The following is a 23,835-nucleotide window of genomic DNA, read 5'->3' on the forward strand; positions in this document are numbered from 1 at the left end:
TTGTCTCCCGTACGCCTTCTAGACCTGACATGACCACTCCTAGTGATACAAGCTTGAACGGCGTTCAAGGTAGCAGGTGCGGTCGTGGTGGCATCCACGAAGGGCTCGAAGCGAAACGTATCGGCTGCGCGCTCGCCACCTCCGGTATCGAACAAGTGGGGCCGATACGGTAGTAGCCATGACTCGAACCCTCGTCCTCATGCGGCACGGCAAGTCCGGCTACCCAGAGGGAACGCCGGACCACGACCGACCGCTCGCCGAGCGCGGCCAACGTGAAGCAGCACTCGCTGGGGCATGGATCACCGACACCCTAGGCGGTGTCGATGCGGTGATCTGCTCGACAGCGACTCGGACTCGCCAGACTCTGGAGGCCACTGGAATCGTCGCCGAAGTGAAGTTCGAGGAACTGATCTACGGCGCGTCACCAGAGGAGATCATCGAAGAGATCGCGCAGACCGACGACTCCGTGACCACCCTCCTCGTCGTCGGACATGCGCCCGGAATACCGTTCACTGCACTGGAATTGGCGGAGGCAACAGGATCCGAGGCTGCCATCGAGATTGGGCGGAAGTTCCCGACGTCCGCGCTGGCGGTCCTGACCGTCGACGTGCCGTGGTCGGAAATCGGGCGCGGTACCGCGGCGCTCACTGCTTTCCACGTTCCGCGCTAGGACCGAATGGGTCGTTCGCTGCGCTTCCAGGTGACCGAATGAGTCGTTCGCTCCCAATCTGAGACCGAATGAGTCGTTCGTCTACTTCAAGTGACCGAATGAGTCGTTCGCTCCCAACCAGAGACCGAATGAGACATTCGGTCACTAGGGAGGGGTTTAGCTACGGATCATTCGGTCACTAGGGAGGGGTTTAGCTACGGATCTTCGCGACGACAAATCCGACGACGCCGAGCGCGATGAGCAGCAACAGCGCTGTACCGAATCCTGCGAGCCACCAGACCACTGCGAAGACGACAAGAGCCGGCGCTGCAGCGATGAGAGCGATCGCGGGGTTCTCCCGGACGGTTTCGAGCGCGGACTGTGCGTGAACCCGGTCGAGCTTCTTTCCAGCCATGGTGCGCCTTTCGTGAGTCCGCTTACCTCTGCCTCACTCCACAGTAGCGCGCATCTGCCCTATGCCGGGGACTCCGAGCAGGCCCGACACCACCCTGGCGTACGCAATGCAGACATTCCATGGCTCACCTGGACAGCGAGCGTGCGAGCTGAATGAGCTGGGCATCGGCGTCGAACAAGGCTTTTCGGTCGTACGTCGACGTCGATGCCAGGATCTCGTCCGGATCGGTACGAGCGATGAGCTTCTCCAGCTGATCAGCCACCTCGTCGGGAGTTCCGAGAACTGCGGATGCGAGGGACCTTTCGACGCGCTCACGGGTGCGCGCAGGTGCAGCGCCCAGGTCGATCTGCGACGGGTCCGTCAGGGGTGGGAATTCACCGGTCCGCCGCGACTGGGCCATCGCCCACGCCTCGGGGATAGCCAGGGTGCGCGCGCGTTCGGCGGTCTCGGCGACGGTGATGTCGAGCGAAACGATGACGCGAGGGTCTGGGTTCCGATCGGTAGGTCGGTAGTGACGTCGATAGTCCTCGAGCGCCGAACCGTCGCTCGCCAGGATCGGGCCTCCAACGACCACGGGCAGGCCGGCCTCGGCCGCGACGCTGAGACCTTGCCCTGTTGCGAGGACGTAGATCGGCGGCGGTGCAACCGCGGGACGAATCGTCACCGGTGCCGTCGCGTCGAAGTAGCTCCGCAGTTCGTCGAGATCGTCAGCGAAGGTGTCGGACTCCTCACGTCCGGTGCGAAGAGCTGCCCGTACCGGTTCGGTGAATCCGAGCGAGCGACCGACGCCGACGTCGACCCGCCCCGGATACAGAGCCTCGAGCATCGCGAACTGTTCTGCGACGACGAACGGCTGGTAGTTGGGCAGCATCACACCGCCCGATCCGATCCGCATGCTCGACGTCCGGGCACCTACCGCCGCGAGCAGAACCGCAGGCGATCCGCTCGCAATGCCGGGAACACCGTGATGCTCGGCGACCCAGAACCGGTGATAACCGAGCTTCTCGGCGTTGACCGCTCGCTCGATCGTCGAGGTGAGCGCAGCGCCATCGCAATACCCTTCGCGGGTTCGAGACCGGTCGAGCAGGGACAGGATCACCTCTAGCGCAACCGTCGTCTCGTCGTGCATATTTCTTTGTGCGGATCGTGCGATCGAGGACCGAAACTGTCCGCAATCGGCGTCAGACTTGTTCTACCCGACACAGGAGGACCTCATGGACATCAAGCTCGAACTCGTGATGATTCCCGTCACCGACGTGGATCGCGCCAAGGATTTCTACACCCGGATCGGATTCAACGCCGACCACGACGCGAGTCCGGCGGACGGAATTCGCTTCGTCCAGCTGACGCCGCCGGGATCGGCGTGCTCGATCGCGGTCGGAACCGGCATCACGGACGCGGCCCCCGGCAGCGTCGAGGGGATGCAGGTTGTCGTCGACAGCGCCGAGGAAGCCCGGAACCACCTCATCGCAGCCGGCCTCGAGATCGAACCCGTCGTCGACCTCGGTTGGGGAAAGTTCGTCTTCTTCGCCGATCCCGACGGAAACAAGTGGGCCGTGCAGGAGCTCCCGCAGCGCTAGAGGACGAGCGAGCAGCGGATGCCCCGATGATCGGATCCGGGCAGATCCACTACGCCCACCTCGGTCACCGACGCACCGCGCACGAGAACGTGGTCGATCGCGATCAACGGCGGGAGCCTGAGCGTAGCCAGCGGGAACGCGAGCTTCCAATCCGCGTGATAGGTCGCGAGATGCCCCGCCCCGACCTCCATGGCGGCATCGCGAAACCCGTCGGTACACAGGTCGCGGTATCGCTTGTGGTCGTAGGTGGCGTTGAAATCGCCGGCAACGACGACCGGGCCGTCGTCGTCCGGGATCTTGGAGAGCATCTGCCCGATCGCGGCCAGCTCCCGCACCCACGCCTCGGGGCGGCGGGGCCACGGCGGAACGGGATGAGCCGCGAACACGAGAGGTGACGCCCCGCCGGGAACGTGGACGCGTGCTGACAGCAGTTCCGTCACATAGCCGTCGTGGCGCTCGAGATCCGACAACGGGTGACGCGAATAGATCCCCGTGCCGTTGCCTCCAGCCGCCGGACTGACGAACGACTCCGGCAACCGGTCGAGGAGACCCGCGGCGAGAAGGCGCTGATGCGCCTGCGGGGTCAGCTCGACGACCGTCAGAACATCGGGTTCGTGCTTGTCCAGCAGAGCAATGATTGCCTCGGTGTCGGCCTGACCGAGCAGGATGTTCGCGTGCAGGACGGTGAACGGCGTCCCCGAAGCCGGTCGACGCCGGAACCGGCGAATCCTCAGCGGCGCCTGGGTCCAGGCTGCCGCGAGAATCACTCCACCCCCGATCACGGCTCCTGTCCACCCCAGGCCGAAGGTCAACAAAATTGCTCCCGGAATCGAACCGAGCATCGGCACACGGGCGAGTGCACCGGCGACGAGCACGACCTGACGTTTCGAATCCACCAGGTGCGCCACCACGGCCAATAGTGCTGCCGTCACAAAAGCGGCGCCGAGAACGATGATCATCTCGGGTAGTCTCCCACCTCGATCTGAGGAGAGTCTGGGAGATCTCACCGCATGCTACTGTTCGGTCGCTTTTCGCCGAACGAACAGGGACAATCACTTCTCGGGTCGGATCGAGCGCAGGGGACAGACAAGACGTGAAACGCAGGCAACTGCTTCAGCTGGCAGCCGCAGGACTGGTCGGATTGTCGGCACCGCCCATCGTCGCGGCCGGACGTGCAGGCGCGATACCGATCGGTGTCGGTTCGATCCGCTCACTCGTCCCCGAGCTGTTCGCCGATCCTCCGCGCCCGCCCGATCATTCATCCGTCATCGTGATCGGCTCGGGCTTCGGTGCCAGCGCAGCTGCTCTGCGACTCGCCCAGGCCGGTAGCCAGGTCACCATCCTCGAACGCGGCCTCCGGTGGCCGCGTGATCCGTGGCGTGAGATCTTCACGGCCGACATGACCGCGGACGGGCGCGGCCTATGGCATCAGGACTCGTTCACCAACATCACCGGCATGCCCGTCGGGCCGGTCGACCGTTTCGGTGGCGTACTCGACACGACCCGGTTCGAAAACCTCTCGGTGTGGCGCGCAGCAGCGGTCGGTGGTGGATCGATCGTCTACACCGGCGTCACCATCGCACCCGAAAAGCGGTTCTTCGACCTGTCCTTCGGCGGTCGGCTCGACTACGCCGAGATGGCGTCGTCCTGGTACCCCAGGGCGCGGTCGATGCTGCTGCCGTCGACGATGCCCGCCGATATCTACGACAGCCCGAACTTCGCGCATTCACGAACCTGGGACGACCATGCCCGACGCGCCGGTTTCCAACCGGAAGCGGTCGACGGAACTTGGAACTGGAACGTCGTACGCGACGAGATCGCCGGGCGCTCCAGGCCGTCGGCGATCGTCGGGGCGAGCACGTTCGGAAATTCGAACGGCGCCAAGTACGACCTGACGCAGAACTACATTCCACAAGCCGAGGGCACCGGCCGTGCAACTGTGTGCCACAGCCACGAGGTGGCCTCGATCGGCTCGGAATCCGGCGGTCGGTACCGCGTCGAGGTCCGGCGGCTCGATCCCGAAGGCAACGTCCTCGAGACGAGGACGCTGACGTGCGACAAGCTCGTCCTCGGTGCCGGGTCGATCGGCACCACGGAGCTTCTGCTGCGTGCGCAGGCAACCGGCGCGCTGGGGAATCTGAACGAATTCGTCGGCCGCGGTTGGGGAACCAACGGCGATGCGTCCATGACGCGCTCGCTCGGTCCTGCCGCGGGCGTTCCGCAGGCAGCGCCGTGCGCCTCGCGCATCGTCGACGAATCGAGCATTCCACTCACCGTCGAGAACTGGTACGTCCCCGGTGTGCCATGGGATCTCGGATTCCTCGGCTCGCTCGGCATGACCATCGACCCGTTACGCGCGGACTTCCGATACGACGCCGCGAGCGACGGAATGACGCTGTCCTGGCCTCGGGGCGGCAGTCGTGACACCGTGGAAGCGCTGCGCGCAGTGCAGAACCGAATGGCGGAGGCTGGGGGCACCGTCGTGTCTGCTGAACCGTTCACCCGTGACGTCGACGATACTTTCACCGCGCATCCACTCGGCGGCGCTGTACTCGGCGATGTCACCGACTCCTACGGCCGGGTCAAGGGTCACGACGGTCTGTACGTCATGGACGGCGCATTGATCCCTGGGAGTACGGGCGCGGTCAACCCGTCGCTGACCATCACGGCACTCGCGGAGCGCAACGTGGCTCGGGTGATCGCCGACGGGCGCTGACGGTCCGCCTGCTCTGAACCGTGTTCCTCGGTTGACCTGGAGTGCACTCGAGGTTTTACGTTCGTAGACATGCACTCCCCCAACAACTCTCCCGCAGGAACCTGGCAACAACTGCTGACCGGCCGCTACCTCGGCACCGCCACGGTTCTCGCAGGCGGGGTCGCGTTGTACGCGACCAACGTCTACCTCACGACCAGTCTTCTACCTACCGCCATCGAGGAGATCGGCGGCGAACGCTACTACGCGTGGACGGCGACTGTGTTCCTCATCGCGTCCGTGGTGTCCTCGATGATGGTCAGCAATCTCCTCGCTGCCCGCGGACCGAGAGGGGCCTACCTCATCGGACTCACGATCTTCGCGCTCGGCACCGTCGTCTGCGCTGTCAGTCCGACCATGGAACTCCTCCTGGTCGGCCGAACTGTTCAGGGCGCTGGAGGTGGCCTGCTGGCCGGTCTCGGCTACGCCGTCATCAACGCCGCGCTCCCGAAACATCTCTGGACGCGCGGTGCAGCGCTGGTATCTGCAATGTGGGGTGTCGGAACGTTCGCCGGGCCTGCGATCGGTGGAGTGTTCGCTCAGTTCGGCGCGTGGAGACTGGCTTTCGGCGTGCTGGTCATCGCTGCCATCGCGGTGGGTGTCCTCGTCCCCCGTGCACTTCCGGCGCATACCGCCGGCAGCTCGACCCGAAGCCCGGTGCCGGTTCTCTCGCTGGCGCTGTTGACCGCAGCAGCGCTGCTGGTGAGCGTCGCAGGAATCATGTCCCATCTCGCCGTCACCGCGACCATGGTTGTCGCAGCGGTACTACTACTGGTCGCATTCGTGGCAGCCGACCGACGATCGGATCATGGCGTGCTCCCGCCGTCGACGTTCGGTCGGACTTCGCTGAAGTGGGTGTACCTGACGATTGTCGTGCTCGCCGTTGCGTCGACCGTCGAAACGTTCATTCCGCTGTTCGGCCAACGACTCGCAGGACTGGCGCCCCTCGCTGCCGGATTCCTCGGTGCGGCTCTGGCTTTGGGGTGGACTCTGGGTGAGATCCCCAGCGCCTCGGCCTCGTCACCACGCGTCGTGCGGCGGATAGTCATCGCCGGGCCGGTTCTCGTCGCCGCCGGGCTGGGAATCATGGCCGCATTTCTGACCGATCAGGCGGGAGCCGGTGTGCTAGCCGCAATACCGTTCAGTTAGTGCTTCATCGGTTATGATGGGGTGTGCCTCGTAGCGGATGGGTGAAACCGGCCTCGGATCGTCGGTTGTCGGATCTGGTGTCGGTGGGGTTGTTGACCAGGGTGTTCCCACCGGATGTGGTGGATGCGGTGATTGCGGAATGCGGCCGGACAGAGCAGCGCAGTCGGACTTTGACTGCGCGGGTGACAACGTATTTCGCGATCGGTATGGCGCTGAATGCCGATGGGTCCTACGAGGAGGTGTTCGAGCAACTCACCGATGGGTTGTCCTGGTCCTCGGGATGGTCTCGATCTTGGGCGCCACCAACGAAATCAGCTATCTTTCAGGCTCGTTCACGCTTGGGTTCGGAGCCGGTTCAAGCGCTGTTCCAGAGGATAGCTCGCCCGGTGGCGGACGCTGCCACACCCGGTTCATGGCTTGCAGGGCGTCGGATGGTGGCCATCGACGGCACCTGCCTGGACCTGGCCGACACGCCCGCCAACGTCGAGCATTTCGGTAGACCGCCGTCCAGTCGCGGGGAACAGTCCGCGTACCCGCAGGCACGGTTGGTCGCGGTCGCCGAATGCGGCACCCACGCCCTCTTCGACGCCGCCGTCGGCGGGTGCACGACCTCGGAACGAGAGTTGGCAGGTGAACTCGTCGACCGACTCGAGCCCGGCATGCTGCTGCTCGCCGACCGCGGCTTCTATGGCTTCGAGATGTGGACCCGAGCCGCAGCGTCCGGAGCGGACCTGCTGTGGCGCGTCAAATCAACACTGTCGCCGAAGCATGTCGAGACCCTCGACGACGGATCCTGGCTGGCAACGATCATCCCCACCTCCGGCGCCCGACGTCAGCATCGAACACCGCTGACCGTCCGGGTGATCGACTACTCCCTCGACGACGGACGAGGCAACCCTGAGCAGTACCGGCTGCTGACCACGATCCTCGACCACACCGTGGCGCCGGCGGAAGAACTGGCTCTCGCCTACGCCCAACGCTGGGAAATCGAGAACACCTTCGACGAACTGAAAACCCATCAACGCGGAGCACGAGCAGTCCTACGGTCGAAATCCCCGCCATTGGTACTCCAAGAGATCTGGGGACACTTGTGCTGCCATTACGCCATCCGAACATTGATGGTCGACGCCGCGCGAGCAGGGGGACACGACCCCGACCGAACCTCGTTCGTTGCAGCTCTCCGGATCACGCGAAGATCGCTCTCGCACAGCTCTTTTTCCCCCTCACAACCATAAAGCGATAACCCGTTTGTGGGACCACGCTGTCGAGAAGCTGCAACGCCGAGTCAATCCCGCACGCCGACTACGAGCCAACCCACGCGTTGTCAAACGCAAAATCTTCAAATGGGCAGCCAAACGAGCCCACCACCAACACCATCCACAACCCATCACACCACCGCACTGCACCATTCTACGGCTCTAACTGAACGGTATTGGTGCTAGCCGCATGGATCGTCGGACTGCTTGTCGCGGGTGCCGGAATCGGCATCGCCTGGCCGCACCTGGCGGTCGGTGCAATGACTGCTGTTGCCGAACCTGGCGAGGGCGCACGGGCATCGGCTGCCATCAACACAGTTCAGCTGATAGCCAACGCATTCGGCGCAGCTCTGGCGGGGGTGCTGGTGAACATCGGTGAGCCCTCGACGCTACACTCGGCACAGCTACTGCTCGGCACGTTCGCCGCCCTCGCGATCGTCGGAGTTGCCGTGGCGGCTCGGGCGGCGCGCGGCGAGCTCGCATCCCTAGGTCTGAGCCCAGTTCCCGCGAGTGACTTTGGTTCCCGCGAGCCCGATTGCAATCGCGGGAACACATGACAATCGCGGGAACACGAAAAAGCCCCGCACCCAAGTAGGTGCGGGGCTTTCCCTAGTGGTGCGGTTGAGTGCGCTCACGCACACTCAACCGTGCCACTGCGACTGTCGTCGCTCAGCGGTACTCGTTCGAGAAACCGTAGTCGTCGAGCGGCACTGCGGCACCGGTGTTCTGGCCGAAGCCGTCCGGGCTGTAGTACTGATCGTCGTACGACGGCACCGCGTACGCCGCGGCACGTGCCTCCTCGGTGGGCTGCACCTGGATGTTCCGGTACCGGTTGATGCCGGTACCAGCCGGGATGAGCTTACCGATGATGACGTTCTCCTTGAGACCGATGAGCTTGTCGCTGCGGGTGTTGATAGCCGCATCGGTGAGCACACGAGTGGTCTCCTGGAAGGACGCTGCCGACAGCCACGAATCGGTTGCCAGCGATGCCTTGGTGATACCCATCAGGACCGGACGTCCGGCTGCGGGCTCACCACCTTCGGCGACGACGCGACGGTTCGACGCCTCGAACTCGCTGCGCTCGGTCAGAGAACCGGGCAGGAATTCGGTGGAGCCGGAGTCGATGATCGTCACACGACGGAGCATCTGGCGCACGATCGTCTCGACGTGCTTGTCGTGAATCGACACGCCCTGACTGCGGTACACCTCCTGGACCTCGTTGACCAGGTGGATCTGAACCTGGCGAGGACCCATCACGCGCAGAACCTCGTGCGGATCGGCAGCACCTTCCATGAGCTGCTGGCCGACCTCGACGTGGTCACCGTCCGCCAAGAGGCGCTCGGTGCCGTCGTCGTGCTTGAAGACGCGCAGACGCTGACGCTTGGAGAGCTTGTCGTAGACAACCTCTTCACCGCCGTCGTCCGGGATGATGGTGATCTTGTAGAAACGATCGCCGTCCTCGAGCTGGATGCGTCCCGACACGTCCGCGATGGGAGCCTTGCCCTTCGGCACACGTGCCTCGAACAGCTCCGTCACGCGAGGCAGACCACCGGTGATGTCATCTCCGGCGACACCACCCTGGTGGAAGGTACGCATGGTGAGCTGAGTTCCGGGCTCACCGATCGACTGTGCCGCGACGATACCGACGGCCTCGCCGATATCGACGAGCTTGCCGGTGGCCATCGAACGGCCGTAGCAGGTAGCGCAGACGCCGGTGCCGGTGGTGCAGGTGAGCACCGAACGGACCTTGACCTCGGTGATGCCTGCCTCGATGAGGGCATCGATGGCGGGATCGCCGACATCGTGTCCACGGGCGACGATGATGTTGCCGTTGGCGTCGACCGCATCCGTTGCGAGCGTGCGTGCACGAGTACTGGTCTCGACGTGTGCGTCGCGAATCATCGTGCCGTCGGCGAGCTTCTCGGCGATGGTCGTGACGATGCCGCGCTCGGTGCCACAGTCGGTCTCCCGAACGATGACATCCTGCGAGACGTCGACGAGACGACGCGTCAGGTAGCCCGAGTCGGCGGTACGAAGCGCCGTGTCGGCCAGACCCTTACGAGCACCGTGCGTGTTGATGAAGTACTCGAGGACCGTCAGGCCTTCCTTGAAGGAAGACTTGATCGGACGCGGGATGAACTCACCCTTCGGGTTGGTCACCAGGCCCTTCATGCCGGCGAGCGACCGCACCTGAGTCATGTTTCCGGCTGCGCCGGACTTCACGATCATCGGGATTGGGTTGTCGTCGGGGAAGTGTGCCTCCATGGCCTTACCGACCTGCTCGGTCGCGTCCTGCCAGATCTTGACCAGCGCGGAATTGCGCTCGACCTTGTCGAGTGCGCCACGCTGGTACTTCTTCTCGATCTGATCGGCCTGAGCCTCGAACGTCTCCATGATCTGCGGCTTCTCCGGCGGCACGAGGACGTCGGAGATCGAGATGGTGACGCCCGAACGCGTGGCCCAGTAGAAGCCCGCATCCTTGAGCTTGTCGACGGTCTGCGCGACGACGATCATCGGGTAACGCTCGGCGAGATCGTTGATGATGGTCGACTGACGCTTCTTCGGCATCTGCTCGTTGACGAACGGGTAGTCCGCCGGGAGCAGCTCGTTGAAGATGACGCGTCCGAGGGTGGTCTGAGCGGTCCATGCTTCGCCGCGACGCCACCCGTTCGGGAACTGCTCGGCCTCGACGTCGAGCGGCGGACGCTGAGTCGTCAGACGCACACGAATGAGCGACTGCACGGTGAGCGAACCACGATCGACAGCCATCTGAGCCTCGGCCGGGCTGGAGTACGCACCGAACTCGGCCTCGTCGGTCTTGGCATCGGCACGTTCACCGATGGCACCGTCGTCGAGACGAGTCAGGTGGAACAGACCCGTGACCATGTCCAGACGCGGCATGGCGAGCGGACGACCCGAAGCAGGCGAGAGGATGTTGTTCGAGGACAGCATCAGGATGCGTGCCTCGGCCTGTGCCTCTGCCGACAGCGGAAGGTGGACAGCCATCTGGTCACCGTCGAAGTCGGCGTTGAACGCCTCACACACGAGCGGGTGCAGCTGGATGGCCTTGCCCTCGACGAGCTGTGGCTCGAACGCCTGGATGCCCAACCGGTGCAGGGTAGGTGCACGGTTCAGCAGCACGGGGTGCTCGGCGATGACCTCTTCGAGAACGTCCCACACCTGCGGACGCTGACGCTCGACCATGCGCTTGGCCGACTTGATGTTCTGCGCGTGGTTCAGATCCACCAGACGCTTCATCACGAACGGCTTGAACAGCTCGAGAGCCATCAACTTCGGCAGACCGCACTGGTGCAGCTTGAGCTGCGGACCGACGACGATGACCGAACGGCCCGAGTAGTCGACGCGCTTTCCGAGGAGGTTCTGACGGAAGCGACCCTGCTTGCCCTTGAGCAAGTCGGACAGCGACTTCAGCGGACGGTTACCCGGTCCGGTGACCGGACGTCCACGACGGCCGTTGTCGAACAAGGCGTCGACCGACTCCTGCAGCATCCGCTTCTCGTTGTTGACGATGATCTCGGGAGCACCGAGGTCGATCAGTCGCTTGAGGCGGTTGTTGCGGTTGATGACGCGGCGGTACAGATCGTTGAGGTCGGACGTTGCGAAACGTCCACCGTCGAGCTGCACCATCGGACGAAGCTCCGGTGGGATGACCGGGACAGCGTCGAGAACCATGCCCATCGGCGAGTTGCGGCCGGCCTGGAACGCGGCGACGACCTTGAGTCGCTTGAGCGCACGAAGCTTCTTCTGGCCCTTGCCGCTGCGAATGGTCTCGCGGAGCGACTCGGCTTCGGCGTCGACGTCGAAGGTCTGCATGAGCTTCTGGATCGACTCGGCACCCATGGCACCGGTGAAGTACTCGCCGTAGCGATCGATGAGCTCACGGTAGATGAGCTCGTCGACGATGAGCTGCTTAGGCGACAGCTTGGTGAAGGTGTTCCAGATCTCTTCGAGACGATCCAGCTCACGCTGCGCGCGGTCACGGAGCTGACGCATTTCGCGCTCGCCGCCGTCCTTGACCTTGCGGCGGACGTCGGACTTGGCGCCCTCCGCCTCCAGCTCGGCGATGTCGGCTTCGAGCTTCTGCGCACGGGCCTCGAGGTCAGCGTCGCGCTGATCTGCGACGGCCTTCTTCTCGACCTCCATCTCGGCTTCCAGCGTCGAGAGCTCGTTGTGGCGAAGCTCGTCGTCGACGGTGGTGATGACGTAGGCAGCGAAGTAGATGATCTTTTCGAGATCCTTCGGAGCCAGGTCGAGCAGGTATCCGAGGCGTGACGGGACGCCCTTGAAGTACCAGATGTGCGTGACGGGTGCGGCCAGTTCGATGTGGCCCATGCGCTCACGGCGAACCTTGGCGCGAGTGACCTCGACGCCGCAACGCTCGCAGATGATGCCCTTGAAGCGGACGCGCTTGTACTTACCGCAGTAGCACTCCCAGTCCCGAGTGGGGCCGAAGATCTTCTCGCAGAAGAGGCCGTCCTTCTCGGGCTTGAGCGTGCGGTAGTTGATGGTCTCCGGCTTCTTGACCTCACCGTAGGACCACTGACGGATGTCGTCTGCAGTGGCAAGGCCAATGCGGAGTTCATCGAAGAAGTTGACGTCGAGCACGTAACTTCCTTTCCCCGTTATGGGTGTTGTGATACCGAATCAAAAACAAGAAATATCGCCCGGAGGGCCTGCATCGCTGCAGGCCCTCCGGACCATAGAACTACTGCGCGAGATCGTCGACCGTGGCAGCTTCGTTGCGGGAGAGGTTGATTCCCAGGTTGGCTGCGGCACGCTCGAGATCCTCGTCGTCACCGTCGGCCATCGTGATGGCTGCACCGTCCGAGGACAGCACCTCCACGTTGAGGCACAGCGACTGGAGCTCCTTGAGGAGCACCTTGAAGGACTCGGGGATACCGGGCTCCGGGATGTTCTCGCCCTTGACGATGGCCTCGTACACCTTCACGCGGCCGACAACGTCGTCCGACTTGATGGTGAGAAGCTCCTGCAGCGTGTAGGCAGCGCCGTACGCCTGCATTGCCCAGCACTCCATCTCACCGAAGCGCTGACCACCGAACTGAGCCTTACCACCGAGGGGCTGCTGCGTGATCATCGAGTACGGCCCGGTCGAACGAGCGTGGATCTTGTCGTCGACCAAGTGGTGCAGCTTGATGATGTACATGTAGCCCACCGACACCGGGTACGGGAACGGCTCGCCGGAACGGCCGTCGAACAACGTGGCCTTTCCGTCGGCGCCGACCATCTGCTCGCCGTCGCGGTTGGGGATCGTGCTCTCCAGCAAACCGGTGAGCTGATTCTCCTTGGCGCCGTCGAACACCGGGGTCGCGATGTTGCTGTCCGCAGGTGCCGACAGCATCTCCTCGGGCAGACGCTCGGCCCAATCGGGCCTCGTGCCGTCCGTCGCGACCTGAACATTCCATCCGGTCTTGCCGATCCACCCGAGGTGGGTCTCCAAGATCTGACCGATGTTCATACGACGCGGAACACCGTGGGTGTTCAGGATGATGTCGATCGGGGTGCCGTCGGACAGGAACGGCATGTCCTCCTGCGGGAGGATCTTGCCGATGACGCCCTTGTTTCCGTGGCGGCCGGCCAGCTTGTCGCCGTCCTGGATCTTGCGCTTCTGAGCGACGTACACGCGAACGAGCTCGTTGACGCCGGGAGGCAGATCGTCGTCGTCGTCACGTGAGAACACGCGAATGCCGATGACCTTTCCGTTCTCGCCGTGCGGAACCTTGAGCGACGTGTCGCGAACCTCGCGTGCCTTCTCACCGAAGATTGCGCGCAGCAGGCGCTCTTCGGGGGTCAGCTCGGTCTCGCCCTTCGGCGTGACCTTTCCGACCAGCACGTCGCCGTCACGAACCTCGGCACCGATGCGGATGATGCCGCGCTCGTCCAGGTCCGCGAGGACCTCGTCGGAGACGTTCGGGATGTCACGAGTGATCTCCTCGGCACCGAGCTTGGTGTCGCGGGCATCGATCTCGTGCTCCTCGATGTGGATCGAGGTGAGAACGTCCTCTTCCACGAGGCGCTGCGACAGGATGATCGCGTCCTCGTAGTTGTGGCCTTCCCACGGCATGATCGCCACGAGCAGGTTCTTTCCGAGCGCCATTTCGCCGTCTTCGGTGCAAGGACCGTCGGCGAGGACCTGGCCGGACTCGACGCGCTGACCCTCGTCCACGATGGGACGCTGGTTGGCGCACGTGCCCTGGTTGGAGCGCGCGAACTTGCGCATCCGGTACGTCTTGCGGCTTCCGTCGTCGGCCATGACCGTGACGTAGTCGGCCGAGACCTCTTCGACGACACCGGTCTTGTCGCTGATGACGACGTCACCGGCATCGACTGCAGCGCGCAGTTCCATGCCCGTTCCGACGATCGGCGACTCGCTCCGCACCAGCGGAACAGCCTGACGCTGCATGTTCGCGCCCATCAGGGCACGGTTGGCGTCGTCGTGCTCGAGGAACGGAATCATCGCGGTTGCGACCGAGACCATCTGGCGAGGCGAGACGTCCATGTAGTCGATGTCGGAGGACGAAACGAACTCGACCTCTCCACCCTTACGACGGACGAGAATCTTGTCCTCGACGAAGTGGCCGCTGTCGTCGACAGGCGAGTTGGCCTGTGCAAGCGTGTGGCGGTCTTCTTCGTCTGCCGTCAGGTAGTCGACCTCGTCGGTGACCTGACCGTCGACGACCTTGCGGTACGGCGTCTCGATGAATCCGAACGGGTTGACCCGTGCGTACACCGACAGCGAACCGATCAGACCGATGTTCGGGCCTTCAGGGGTCTCGATGGGGCACATGCGGCCGTAGTGCGACGGGTGAACGTCGCGGACCTCGAGGCCGGCGCGCTCACGGGAGAGACCACCCGGTCCCAGAGCCGACAGACGACGCTTGTGCGTCAGACCCGACAGCGGGTTGTTCTGGTCCATGAACTGCGACAGCTGGGACGTTCCGAAGAACTCCTTGATCGCGGCGACGACGGGGCGGATGTTGATCAGGGTCTGGGGCGTGATGGCCTCGACGTCCTGAGTCGTCATACGTTCACGAACGACGCGCTCCATGCGGGACAGGCCCACGCGGATCTGGTTCTGGATCAGTTCGCCGACGGTGCGCAGACGACGGTTGCCGAAGTGGTCGATGTCATCGACCTCGACAGGAACCTCGACGCCGTCGGGTGCCGTCATCGAGGTGTCACCTGCGTGCAGACGCACGAGGTACTCGATGGTCGCGACGATGTCTTCCTCGGTGAGGGTCGACGCCACGATCGGCTGGCCCGAGTTGAGGCCGAGCTTCTTGTTGATCTTGTAACGACCGACGCGAGCGAGGTCGTAGCGCTTGTCCTTGAAGAACAGGTTCTCCAGCAGAGTCTGCGCGGACTCCTTCGTGGGCGGCTCGCCTGGACGCAGCTTGCGGTAGATGTCGAGGAGAGCCTCGTCGGTACCGGCAGTGTTGTCCTTCTCCAGCGTGGCCATGAGGATCTCGGAGAAGCCGAAGCGCTCCGTGATCTGCTCGGTGGTCCAGCCCAGAGCCTTCAGCAGCACCGTGACGGGCTGGCGACGCTTGCGGTCGATACGAACACCGACGGTGTCGCGCTTGTCGACGTCGAACTCGAGCCAGGCACCGCGACCAGGAATGACCTTGACGCTGTGCAGGTCCTTCTCCGTCGTCTTGTCGATCGAATGATCGAAGTAGACGCCGGGTGAACGGACCAGCTGCGAGACGACGACGCGCTCGGTGCCGTTGATGATGAAGGTGCCCTTGTCGGTCATCATGGGGAAATCGCCCATGAAGACCGTCTGGCTCTTGATCTCACCGGTGTTGTTGTTGATGAACTCAGCGGTGACGAACAGCGGCGCCGCGTACGTCATGTCCTTGTCCTTGCACTCGTCCATCGAGGCCTTGACCTCGTCGAACCGTGGATCGGAGAAGGAGAGAGACATCGAGCCCGAGAAATCCTCGATAGGGGAAAGCTCGGTCAGAATGTCCTCTAGACCGCCGGAGACATTGCTGTCCCCGCGCGCGCCGGCGCGGTCGCGCCAACTCTGCGCACCTACCAGCCATTCGAAAGAATCTGTCTGTACATCGAGGAGACCGGGTACCTCCAACGGCTCGCGAATATTCGCGAACGAAACCCTCCTCGGGGCTCCCGGTGTTCCGACAACTGCCTTGGTCTGGCTAGAGACTGCCAAGATGCGTCCTTCCAGCACCTCACGCGGGCCGCTCGTGCAGTGCGACCGCCGCTGTATCTGCTTGCTTAATGTGGGGCGAATTCGCTGGTCACAACCAGACCGAATCCCCATCGCAGCAGTACGAAGACGGTGCTTCGACATACAGCAATCGAGAGGTGGACAGGAGGCAGCCAGCGCAACGTCCAAAGGTACCCCAAATGTGCGCAGCGCGCAACAGGGGCATCAAAAGTAGCACCCGACATTTGGAACCCGCACGAAGATCGTCCACTGCGTGTCGCGGGCCCGGCAACCATTCGACCGGTTTGCCACGGGGTGCTCTACGAGGACAAGAGTGAACCTTGCGGCTCCGCGCGTCAAGGGGGCCGAGGCGAACATTTCGTGCCCACTCTCGGTCCGGGCAATCGGCTCGGCGAACAGGACCGGTCGGTTCGTAGGAGCTGGGTGCGGGTTGGCCGGTTCGAGGTTCCGGGGGTTCGCAGTTCCGGGGGCTCGGGGTTCCGGAGGTTCAAGGTTCCGGGGGTTCAAGGTTCCGGGGGTTCGCAGTTCCGGGGGCTCAGAACTCGGGGCTCGGGGCTCGGGGCTCGGGGACCGAACGACTCATTCGGTCACCTCCGACCCTGCACGCGCACGTTGCAGCCAGAGCACGCGTTGCAACTTGCGCGCCGGCTGCAACCTGCGCAATTAGGCCACACCGCAGCGAACGACTCATTCGGTCACTTGGGTCCGCACACCCCACCGCCGCAGCGAACGACTCATTTGGTCACCTCCGACCCCGCACGCGCACGTTGCAGCCAGAGCACGCGTTGCAACTTGCGCGCCGGCTGCAACCTGCGCAACCAGGCCACACCGCAGCGAACGACTCATTCGGTCACCCCCCGAGCGAGGCAGACAACCAACAGTCTCAGCGAAAGCAACTGTGCGACTTAGCAATACACAAACAACCCGCGGACCGCGCCGAAACTCACTGCCACTCAACACATCCGCCACCCACCAGTCCCCCGTTTCGCAGTGCGAGCGACCCACACGCCGCCTGAATTCGCGAAACATGTTGAAAACTGGACCTTGCCATCGTTCATTGAGACATCCGAGACGCCTCGTCGCACGCTGTTTCTCCTATGGCTTATCCCGCCCGTATCTGCTTATATTTCAGCCAGCGCACGGGTGGATCGGCAGCGGGAGACCGACCCCTCGGCGCACGGCGGCGTTTCGGGGGGAACACGGTGGTCGATCGACACTTTCGTATGCACAGCTCTGAGCATGCGCGATGACCTGCGCCTCCTCGAGTTTCCGCTCGTCAGGGCCATCAACGCGCCATAGGAGAGTCATGGTCGAGATTGCAGTTGTCGGTATCGGGTGTCGGTTTCCGGGAGGCGTGCACGACGCGCAGAGTTTCTGGGAGTTCATGATCTCCAAGGGTGACGGAATCGTCGATATCCCCGCGGACAGGTGGAACGCGGACAGATTCTACGATCCGGATCCAGACGCTCCCGGCCGCATGTACACCCGCAAAGGCGGATTTCTGACGCAGTCGCTGTGGGACTTCGATCCAGAGTTCTTCGGCATCTCACCGCGCGAGGCCTCGGTGACCGATCCGCAGCAGAGATTGCTGCTCGAGGTCGCTTGGGAAGCCCTCGACGATGCGGGTCACGCCGGGAGAGTGTCCGGGCAGCCGATCGGCGTGTACATCGGCGGTTTCACCAATGATTCTGCTGGACTTCGCAGTTCGAAGATGAGCCGCTCCCACATCAACGCCCACAGCGCGACGAGTTCGTCCCACACGCTGTTGTCGAATCGCATCTCGTACGCACTCGACCTCATCGGCCCGTCGATGACGATAGACACGGCATGTTCGTCGTCGCTGGTCGCGGTCCACGAGGCTGTTCGTGCGCTCGACCGCGGCGAATGCGAGATGGCACTCGTCGGCGGTGCCAACACGATGATCAGACCGGAAACATTCATCTCGATGTGCAAGGGGCGTTTCCTGGCATTCGATGGCCGTTCGAAGTCGTTCGACGCATCAGCCGACGGATACGGCCGCGGTGAGGGCGCGGGGGTTGTGCTGCTGCGACCGCTGGCCGACGCGCTACGCGACGGTGACCGCATCTACTCCGTCATCCGCGGATCCGGCGTCAATCAGGACGGGCGAACCATAGCGATTCCCGTCCCGAACCCGGTATCGCAGCGGGCACTCGCCGAACGGGTCTGCGCCGAAGCCGGCATCGAACCGAGCCAGGTGGGCTACGTCGAAGCGCACGGCACCGGTACCTCGGTCGGCGATCCGCTCGAGTTGGAAGCACTCGGAGGCGCCTACGGTGCGGTCGCGGGGCGTGAGATTCCCCTCGTCGTAGGCTCGATCAAAGCATCGATCGGCCACACCGAGGCGGCGGCGGGCATCGCGAGCCTCATCAAGAGCGCCCTGTCGATCCACCACCGCACCATCGTCCCGCAAGCATGGCTCGACACCCTCAACCCGGCAATCCCGTTCGACGAGCTGGCAATTCGCATTCCCACCGAGGTCGAGCCGTTCCCGGAGCACTACGACCGGCCGGTCGTCGCCATCAACGGGTTCGGCTACGGCGGCACCAACGCGCACGTCGTCATGGAGAACGCCCCGCATTCCGACGCGTCGTTTCGACGTCCCTCCGCCCTGCGCCTTTTTCCGCTGTCCGCCCGAACCGACGTTGCTCTGCGCGCGGTGGCGTCCTCATTTGCAGACACCCTCGAAGCCCTGAAGACCGACGACGATCGGACAGACGACCAGACCGTACGTCGATTCACGGCCGCCGCCTGGACCAGGCGCGCGCACCACCCAGTGCGCACGTCGCTCAGTTTCACCGACGCGCGAGACCTGCTGGCCAAGCTTCGCGACGTCGCATCGGGTACCGGCACCACTTCGCACGTCGTCGACACCACCGGCGCCGCACCCGTCTTCGTCTTCAGCGGGATGGGGCCGCAGTGGTGGGGCATGGCCCGCGAACTCCTGCACGCGGGCGGTGAATTCGCACGCATGGCGGACATCGTCGACGAGAAGTTCATCGAGATCGCAGGCTGGTCCATCATCGAGCAACTGTGTCGCGACGAGGAGCATTCTCGCGTCACCGATACCGAGGTGGCGCAACCGGCCAACTTCCTTGTCCAGGTGTGCCTCGTCGCCGAGTTGCGCTCGCTCGGTATCGAACCCGACACCGTCGTCGGGCACAGTGTCGGTGAGGTCAGCGCGGCATACGTCAGCGGCGCGCTGAGTCTGCACGACGCCCTGCTGGTCAGCTGCCACCGAGCACGGCTACAGGCAACCACGGCCGGCACCGGCTCGATGCTCGCCGTCGGACTTTCCGAGGCCGAGGCCATCGCCTATCTGGAGAAGGCCGGGTCGGATATGTCCGAACACGTGTCCGTCGCCGCGATCAACAGCCCCAGCGCAGTCACCCTGGCCGGTGACGCCTCGCACCTCGCCGCTCTGGCAAACGCGCTCACCGAGGGCGGAATTTTCGCCAAGCCCCTCCAGGTCGAGGTGCCGTACCACAGCCACTTGATGGACCCCATTCTCGACGAGGTCGCGAGCAGCCTCGCCTCACTCGACCCACACACCCCCGAGCTGACCTTGTTCTCCACGGTCACCGGTAGCGAGGTCACCGGCGCCGACTGGAACGCCGCCTATTGGTGCGAGAACGTCCGCCGGCCCGTCCGCTTCGCCGACACGGTCGCCGAGCTGGTCGGTCGCGGTCACCGTGTGTTCCTCGAGATCGGCCCACACCCCGTCCTGTCCGGCAACATTCGCGAAATCCTCATCAGGACAGGCGATCCTGGAACGTCCATCGGCACACTGGTACGCAAGCAGAGCGACGCGGAATCGCTGAGCACCGCCCTGTCGAACCTGTACGCAGCGGGTTCGTTCGACGGTCGCGTCTTCGCGAGCGACGGCACCCTTGCATCGCCGCACGTCGCGCTCCCCGCCTATCCGTGGCAGAAGACACGGGTGTGGACCGAGGACGACGCGTCCGTCGCCGACCGCTTCGGAACCGACACCATCTACCCGATGCTCGGAGATCGCTCCGGTTCAGCGGCGTCGGAATGGCAAGTAGAACTAGCAGTCGCACAGCTGCCGTGGTTGCAAGACCACGTCGTCGACGGTCTGGTGCTGCTCCCTGGCACGGCATACATAGACGCGGCGTTGAGTGCGGCAGCCGTCCGCTCAGGACGGCACGAGGTGGGATTGGAACACGTCGAGTTCGTAGCTCCGCTCGTCGTCGACAAGCACGATGTTCCCGTTCTCCAGGTATCGGTCGAGGACAGCACGCGGCGATTCGTCATTCGCTCACGTTCGGCGGCGGACATGGTGTGGACGGTCAACGCCACAGGTCGACTCGTCGAGGGGCATTTCGATGCACCGTTCGTCGCCTCCGACACGCCACCCGATGCCGCCCAGATCTCCGGCAAAGACCTGTACCCGCTTCTGGCTGCTGCAGGCCTGCAGTACGGCCCGGCGTTCCAGGGCATAGAGACCGTTGCGATCGGCCGAGACACGATCGTGGCCTCCATCGACGCTGGACGCCACGGTGGGTCGAGCCATCTCGTGCACCCGGCGATTCTCGACACCGCGCTGCAGTGCGTAGCGACGCTGTCCTCCGGCTCATCCGGTGCAGTCGTTCCGTTCTCGATGGGTACCGTGCGCCGCTACGGTCCGCTACCCGACCGCGCCACCGTCGTCGTGAAGCGCACGTCGGTCGACCCGATGCGCGCCGACATCGCGATCACCGATCCCGAAGGGCGAGCCGCAGTCACTCTCGGCGGCGTCGAGTTCCGAGCGATCGCACCACCGCAGTCCCTCCACCATCGTCTGTCGAAGGTGTTCTACGAGCCGGTGTGGGAACTGCACGACAACCGCGAGGCCGACGAGATAGGAAGCGAAGCCGCCCGCGACTTCGCACTCGTTCTGATTCTCGGCGACGCCGACGTCACCGCGCAGACACGCGCCGAGGCGATTGCGACGTCACGGCCGTCCTCGATGATTCTCCACGCCGACACCGTGTCCGTCCCCGAGATCGTCGCCGCGCTTCGAGCGGGGATGGCGGCCGATACCATCGACCGCGCCACGATCGTCGCAGTCGCCGGACGATTCTCAGACCCGGCATCGGCGGTCGGATCACTGCTCACCGCAGCTCGTACCGTCCACGTGGCGATATACGGCGACGAGATCGGCCCCGCAGTCGACCCGGGCAGTGTGAGCGCAGTCATCGTCGCCGAGCGCGCCTTCTGTATGCCGGGTGACACCGAGGGCGCCGATCTCACACATGCGGGTCTCGTCGGCGCGCGTCGGTCGTTGCGCAACGAACAGTCCCCCGCCGCATGGCGTTTCGTCGACACCGAACCGTCGACCACGCTGCGCGAGATCACTGCGGAAACCTTCGCATTCGGTCCGTTCGCAACCGACGTCGTGGATGAGGTTGCGCTGAGGCAGGGCTCTCGCTGGGTCGTCACTCTGCGCAGCAACCTGAACGAACATCTCGCCGTTCGAGAAGTACCGACAGCGCTCCGCGACCCGGAGCAGTCGTTCGCCGTCGAGGTTCCGGCTTCGAAACTGCTCTCGGACATCTCCTTCCGCGCACACCGGCGTCGAGAACCCGGTCCAGGCGAAATCGAAGTGAAGATGGAAGCCGTCGGACTCAACTACAAGGACCCGCTGAAGGTGATGGGGGTACTCACCGACAAGGAGCTGGCTGGCACGTACTTCGGAACCACGCTCGGCCTCGAGGGCGCCGGGATCGTCACGCGCGTGGGGCCAGGCGTCACCGAGATCGTTCCGGGCGACCGCATGGGCGTGTGCGCACGAAACATGATGCGGCGCTACGTCACGATCGGCATCGAGGAGGGCGGAACGATGGCCATCCCGTCGGCGTGGGAAGCCGGGTGGTGCTCGTCGATCCTGCCGTTCCTCTGCGCGCAGTACGGTCTTGTGCATCTGGCGCAGGTGCAGCCGGGTGAGACGGTATTGATTCACGGTGCGGCAGGCGGCATGGGATTGGCAGCCGTGCAGGTGGCGAAGCTCATGGGAGCACGCGTCATCGCGACCGCAGGCACCGACGAACGCCGAGCCGTCGCGCGCGACGCCGGCGCTGACGAAGTTCTGGCGTCGCGATCCCTCAACTACTCCGAGGAGGTCATGGCGCTCACCGAAGGACGCGGAGTCGATGTCGTCTTCAACTCGTCGCCGGGTGAGATCATGGCGCAGAACCTGCACGTCGCAGCCGAATTCGCGCGCATCATCGAAATCGGCAAGGCCGACATCTACTTCGGCGGCGTCATGGATCTGAAGCCTTTCGATCGCAATCTGACGTTCTACGCCGTCGACATGGACCGAATGTTCGAGCACAAGCCCGAATTGGCGCGTCAGGTCACCCGAGAGGTGTTGGACCGAATGTCGACGGGAGAATTCGAGCACCTTCCGTACACGATGTACACCATGGACCGGGTGGGCGAGGCATTCGATTCGGTCATTCGTTCTTCACACACCGGCCGCGTCGTGCTCGATCTCGCCGAGGCCTCCCCCGTCGTCCGTCCAGAAGTCCCGACGGTCGACATCGATCCCACCGCTACATACATCGTCACCGGCGGGTTCGGCGCGTTCGGCACCGCCGTTGCTCGGTGGCTCGTCGACGAGGGCGCACGCAACCTCGTCCTGGTCGGAAGGAGCGGCGCGAGCACCGAGCGGGCTCAGGAGACGCTGGCCGAATGTGCAGCAGCCGGAGTGAGCGTCACCGAGGAGTTGCTCGACATCTCCGAATACGACGCCGTCCTGCAGATGGTGAACAGGGTGAAATGCGGCGGCAGCAGCATCGCCGGCATCTTCCACACGGCAGGACTCGTCGACAACTACGCCGTCAACGACATCACCGACGACTCGCTGCGGAACATCTTCCTGCCCAAGGTCACCGGTGCTATGAATCTCGATCGCGCATTGGACGAGGCAGGAGTCGATCCGAGCATCTTCGTGATGTTCTCGTCGATGAGCAGCCTCACCGGTGGAGCACCTCAGGTGTCGTACTCCGCCGCCAACTCCGTCCTCGACGCATTGGCATGGACACGTCGGCAGAGGGGAAAACCGGCCTTCACCGTCAGCTGGGGTTCGATGTCCGGCGGCGGGATGGCCGAGGCGAAGCAAGAAGTGGTGCGTTACCTGGACATGCTGGGTTTCAAGAACATCGACATGGACGAAGCGACGCGCTTCTTGCACGAATGCTTGACTTTGGACATCCCACACGTGGCGCTCGTCGGGATCGACTGGGAACAGTGGGGCGTCGCCAATCCGGCGTCGGCAACCATTCCGCGGTTCGCCGCGCACATCGCCGCAGCCAGTACTGGCGGATCCGGGATCTCGGCGCTCCAGGCCGAGGTGCTCGCGCTTCCCGAGGATCAGCGAGCGGATGTCCTCACCTTCATCCTTGCCGAACAGTTGGCGCTCGTGATGGGCATCGATGCAGAGGCCGTCGACGTCCAGACGCCACTGCCCGAGCTCGGACTCGACTCCCTGATGGCAGTCGAGTTCGCGGCCCGTGTCGGAAAGACCGTGGGATTGGAGCTCTCAGTCCTCGAGTTCGGTCGCGGCCATGGTCTGGCTGCGATCGGCGGGAAGCTCGCCGCCGGACTCACCGCTCGCGCCGCTGGCGTCCCAGCACCGACCGAGCCCTCCACACCGGAGCCTGCGCCCATCGAGATCGAGGTCATCGCAGGTCCGACCTACGAGCCGGTCGACGCAGCGCTGGCCGCCGAGAGCGCAGCCAGCGCAGGCGCCCTGATGACGGACACGACAGGAAGCAACTGA

At 64.1% G+C, this 23,835-nt stretch carries 11 protein-coding genes and 1 pseudogene; 7 read left to right on the forward strand and 5 right to left on the reverse strand.

Going from position 1 to position 23,835, the window contains the following annotated elements; genetic code table 11:
- Nucleotides 1-178 precede the first annotated feature (178 nt).
- Nucleotides 179-670, forward strand: a complete 492-nt coding sequence (locus tag WDS16_RS16640; RefSeq protein WP_338886333.1) for a histidine phosphatase family protein — start codon at nt 179-181, stop codon at nt 668-670.
- Nucleotides 671-860: 190 nt separating this feature from the next.
- On the opposite strand, the gene WDS16_RS16645 is transcribed toward WDS16_RS16640, so the two are convergent.
- Both WDS16_RS16645 and WDS16_RS16650 read right to left on the reverse strand, forming a co-directional pair.
- Nucleotides 861-1,064, reverse strand: coding sequence for a hypothetical protein (locus WDS16_RS16645; protein WP_338886334.1), 204 nt, complete (start codon nt 1,062-1,064; stop codon nt 861-863).
- A 124-nt stretch (nt 1,065-1,188) separates the two neighbouring features.
- The gene (locus WDS16_RS16650; protein WP_422395679.1) at nt 1,189-2,193 is read right to left on the reverse strand and encodes an MsnO8 family LLM class oxidoreductase; all 1,005 of its coding nucleotides are present in this window, start codon (nt 2,191-2,193) and stop codon (nt 1,189-1,191) included.
- A gap of 85 nt (nt 2,194-2,278) precedes the next feature.
- Between WDS16_RS16650 and WDS16_RS16655 the strand changes: the two genes are divergently transcribed.
- Nucleotides 2,279-2,644 carry a VOC family protein gene (locus WDS16_RS16655; RefSeq protein ID WP_338886335.1) on the forward strand — a complete coding sequence of 122 codons (366 nt, stop codon included), beginning with the start codon at nt 2,279-2,281 and terminating at the stop codon, nt 2,642-2,644.
- Here WDS16_RS16655 and WDS16_RS16660 read toward each other — a convergent pair.
- Nucleotides 2,641-3,603, reverse strand: coding sequence for an endonuclease/exonuclease/phosphatase family protein (locus tag WDS16_RS16660; protein WP_338886336.1), 963 nt, complete (start codon nt 3,601-3,603; stop codon nt 2,641-2,643). The two genes, WDS16_RS16655 and WDS16_RS16660, sit on opposite strands and share 4 nt — an antisense overlap.
- 134 nt (nt 3,604-3,737) lie before the next feature.
- Between WDS16_RS16660 and WDS16_RS16665 the strand changes: the two genes are divergently transcribed.
- The 4 genes and pseudogenes from WDS16_RS16665 to WDS16_RS16680 all read left to right on the forward strand — a co-directional run bounded on the left by WDS16_RS16665 (nt 3,738) and on the right by WDS16_RS16680 (nt 8,358).
- Nucleotides 3,738-5,360, forward strand: a complete 1,623-nt coding sequence (locus WDS16_RS16665; RefSeq protein ID WP_338886337.1) for a GMC oxidoreductase — start codon at nt 3,738-3,740, stop codon at nt 5,358-5,360.
- Between the two features lie 69 nt (nt 5,361-5,429).
- A pseudogene (locus tag WDS16_RS16670) lies at nt 5,430-6,524 on the forward strand (MFS transporter); the annotation flags it as partial.
- Nucleotides 6,525-6,568: 44 nt separating this feature from the next.
- Complete coding sequence (locus tag WDS16_RS16675) at nt 6,569-7,780, forward strand: IS4 family transposase (protein ID WP_338886338.1); 1,212 nt, start codon at nt 6,569-6,571, stop codon at nt 7,778-7,780.
- A 200-nt stretch (nt 7,781-7,980) separates the two neighbouring features.
- Nucleotides 7,981-8,358, forward strand: coding sequence for a hypothetical protein (locus WDS16_RS16680; RefSeq protein ID WP_422395680.1), 378 nt, complete (start codon nt 7,981-7,983; stop codon nt 8,356-8,358).
- A gap of 112 nt (nt 8,359-8,470) precedes the next feature.
- Here WDS16_RS16680 and WDS16_RS16685 read toward each other — a convergent pair whose 3' ends face one another.
- Nucleotides 8,471-12,427 (reverse strand): DNA-directed RNA polymerase subunit beta', encoded by a 3,957-nt coding sequence (locus tag WDS16_RS16685; protein ID WP_338886339.1) that lies wholly within the window; start codon nt 12,425-12,427, stop codon nt 8,471-8,473.
- 100 nt (nt 12,428-12,527) lie between these two features.
- Nucleotides 12,528-16,034 carry a DNA-directed RNA polymerase subunit beta gene (rpoB, locus tag WDS16_RS16690; RefSeq protein ID WP_338886340.1) on the reverse strand — a complete coding sequence of 1,169 codons (3,507 nt, stop codon included), beginning with the start codon at nt 16,032-16,034 and terminating at the stop codon, nt 12,528-12,530.
- A 1,306-nt stretch (nt 16,035-17,340) separates the two neighbouring features.
- On the opposite strand from rpoB, the gene WDS16_RS16695 reads away from it, so the two are divergent.
- Nucleotides 17,341-23,835, forward strand: a complete 6,495-nt coding sequence (locus tag WDS16_RS16695) for a type I polyketide synthase (RefSeq protein WP_338886341.1) — start codon at nt 17,341-17,343, stop codon at nt 23,833-23,835.

The organism is Rhodococcus sovatensis (genome assembly GCF_037327425.1).
In the GTDB taxonomy this organism is placed as follows: Bacteria; Actinomycetota; Actinomycetes; order Mycobacteriales; family Mycobacteriaceae; genus Rhodococcoides; species Rhodococcoides sovatense.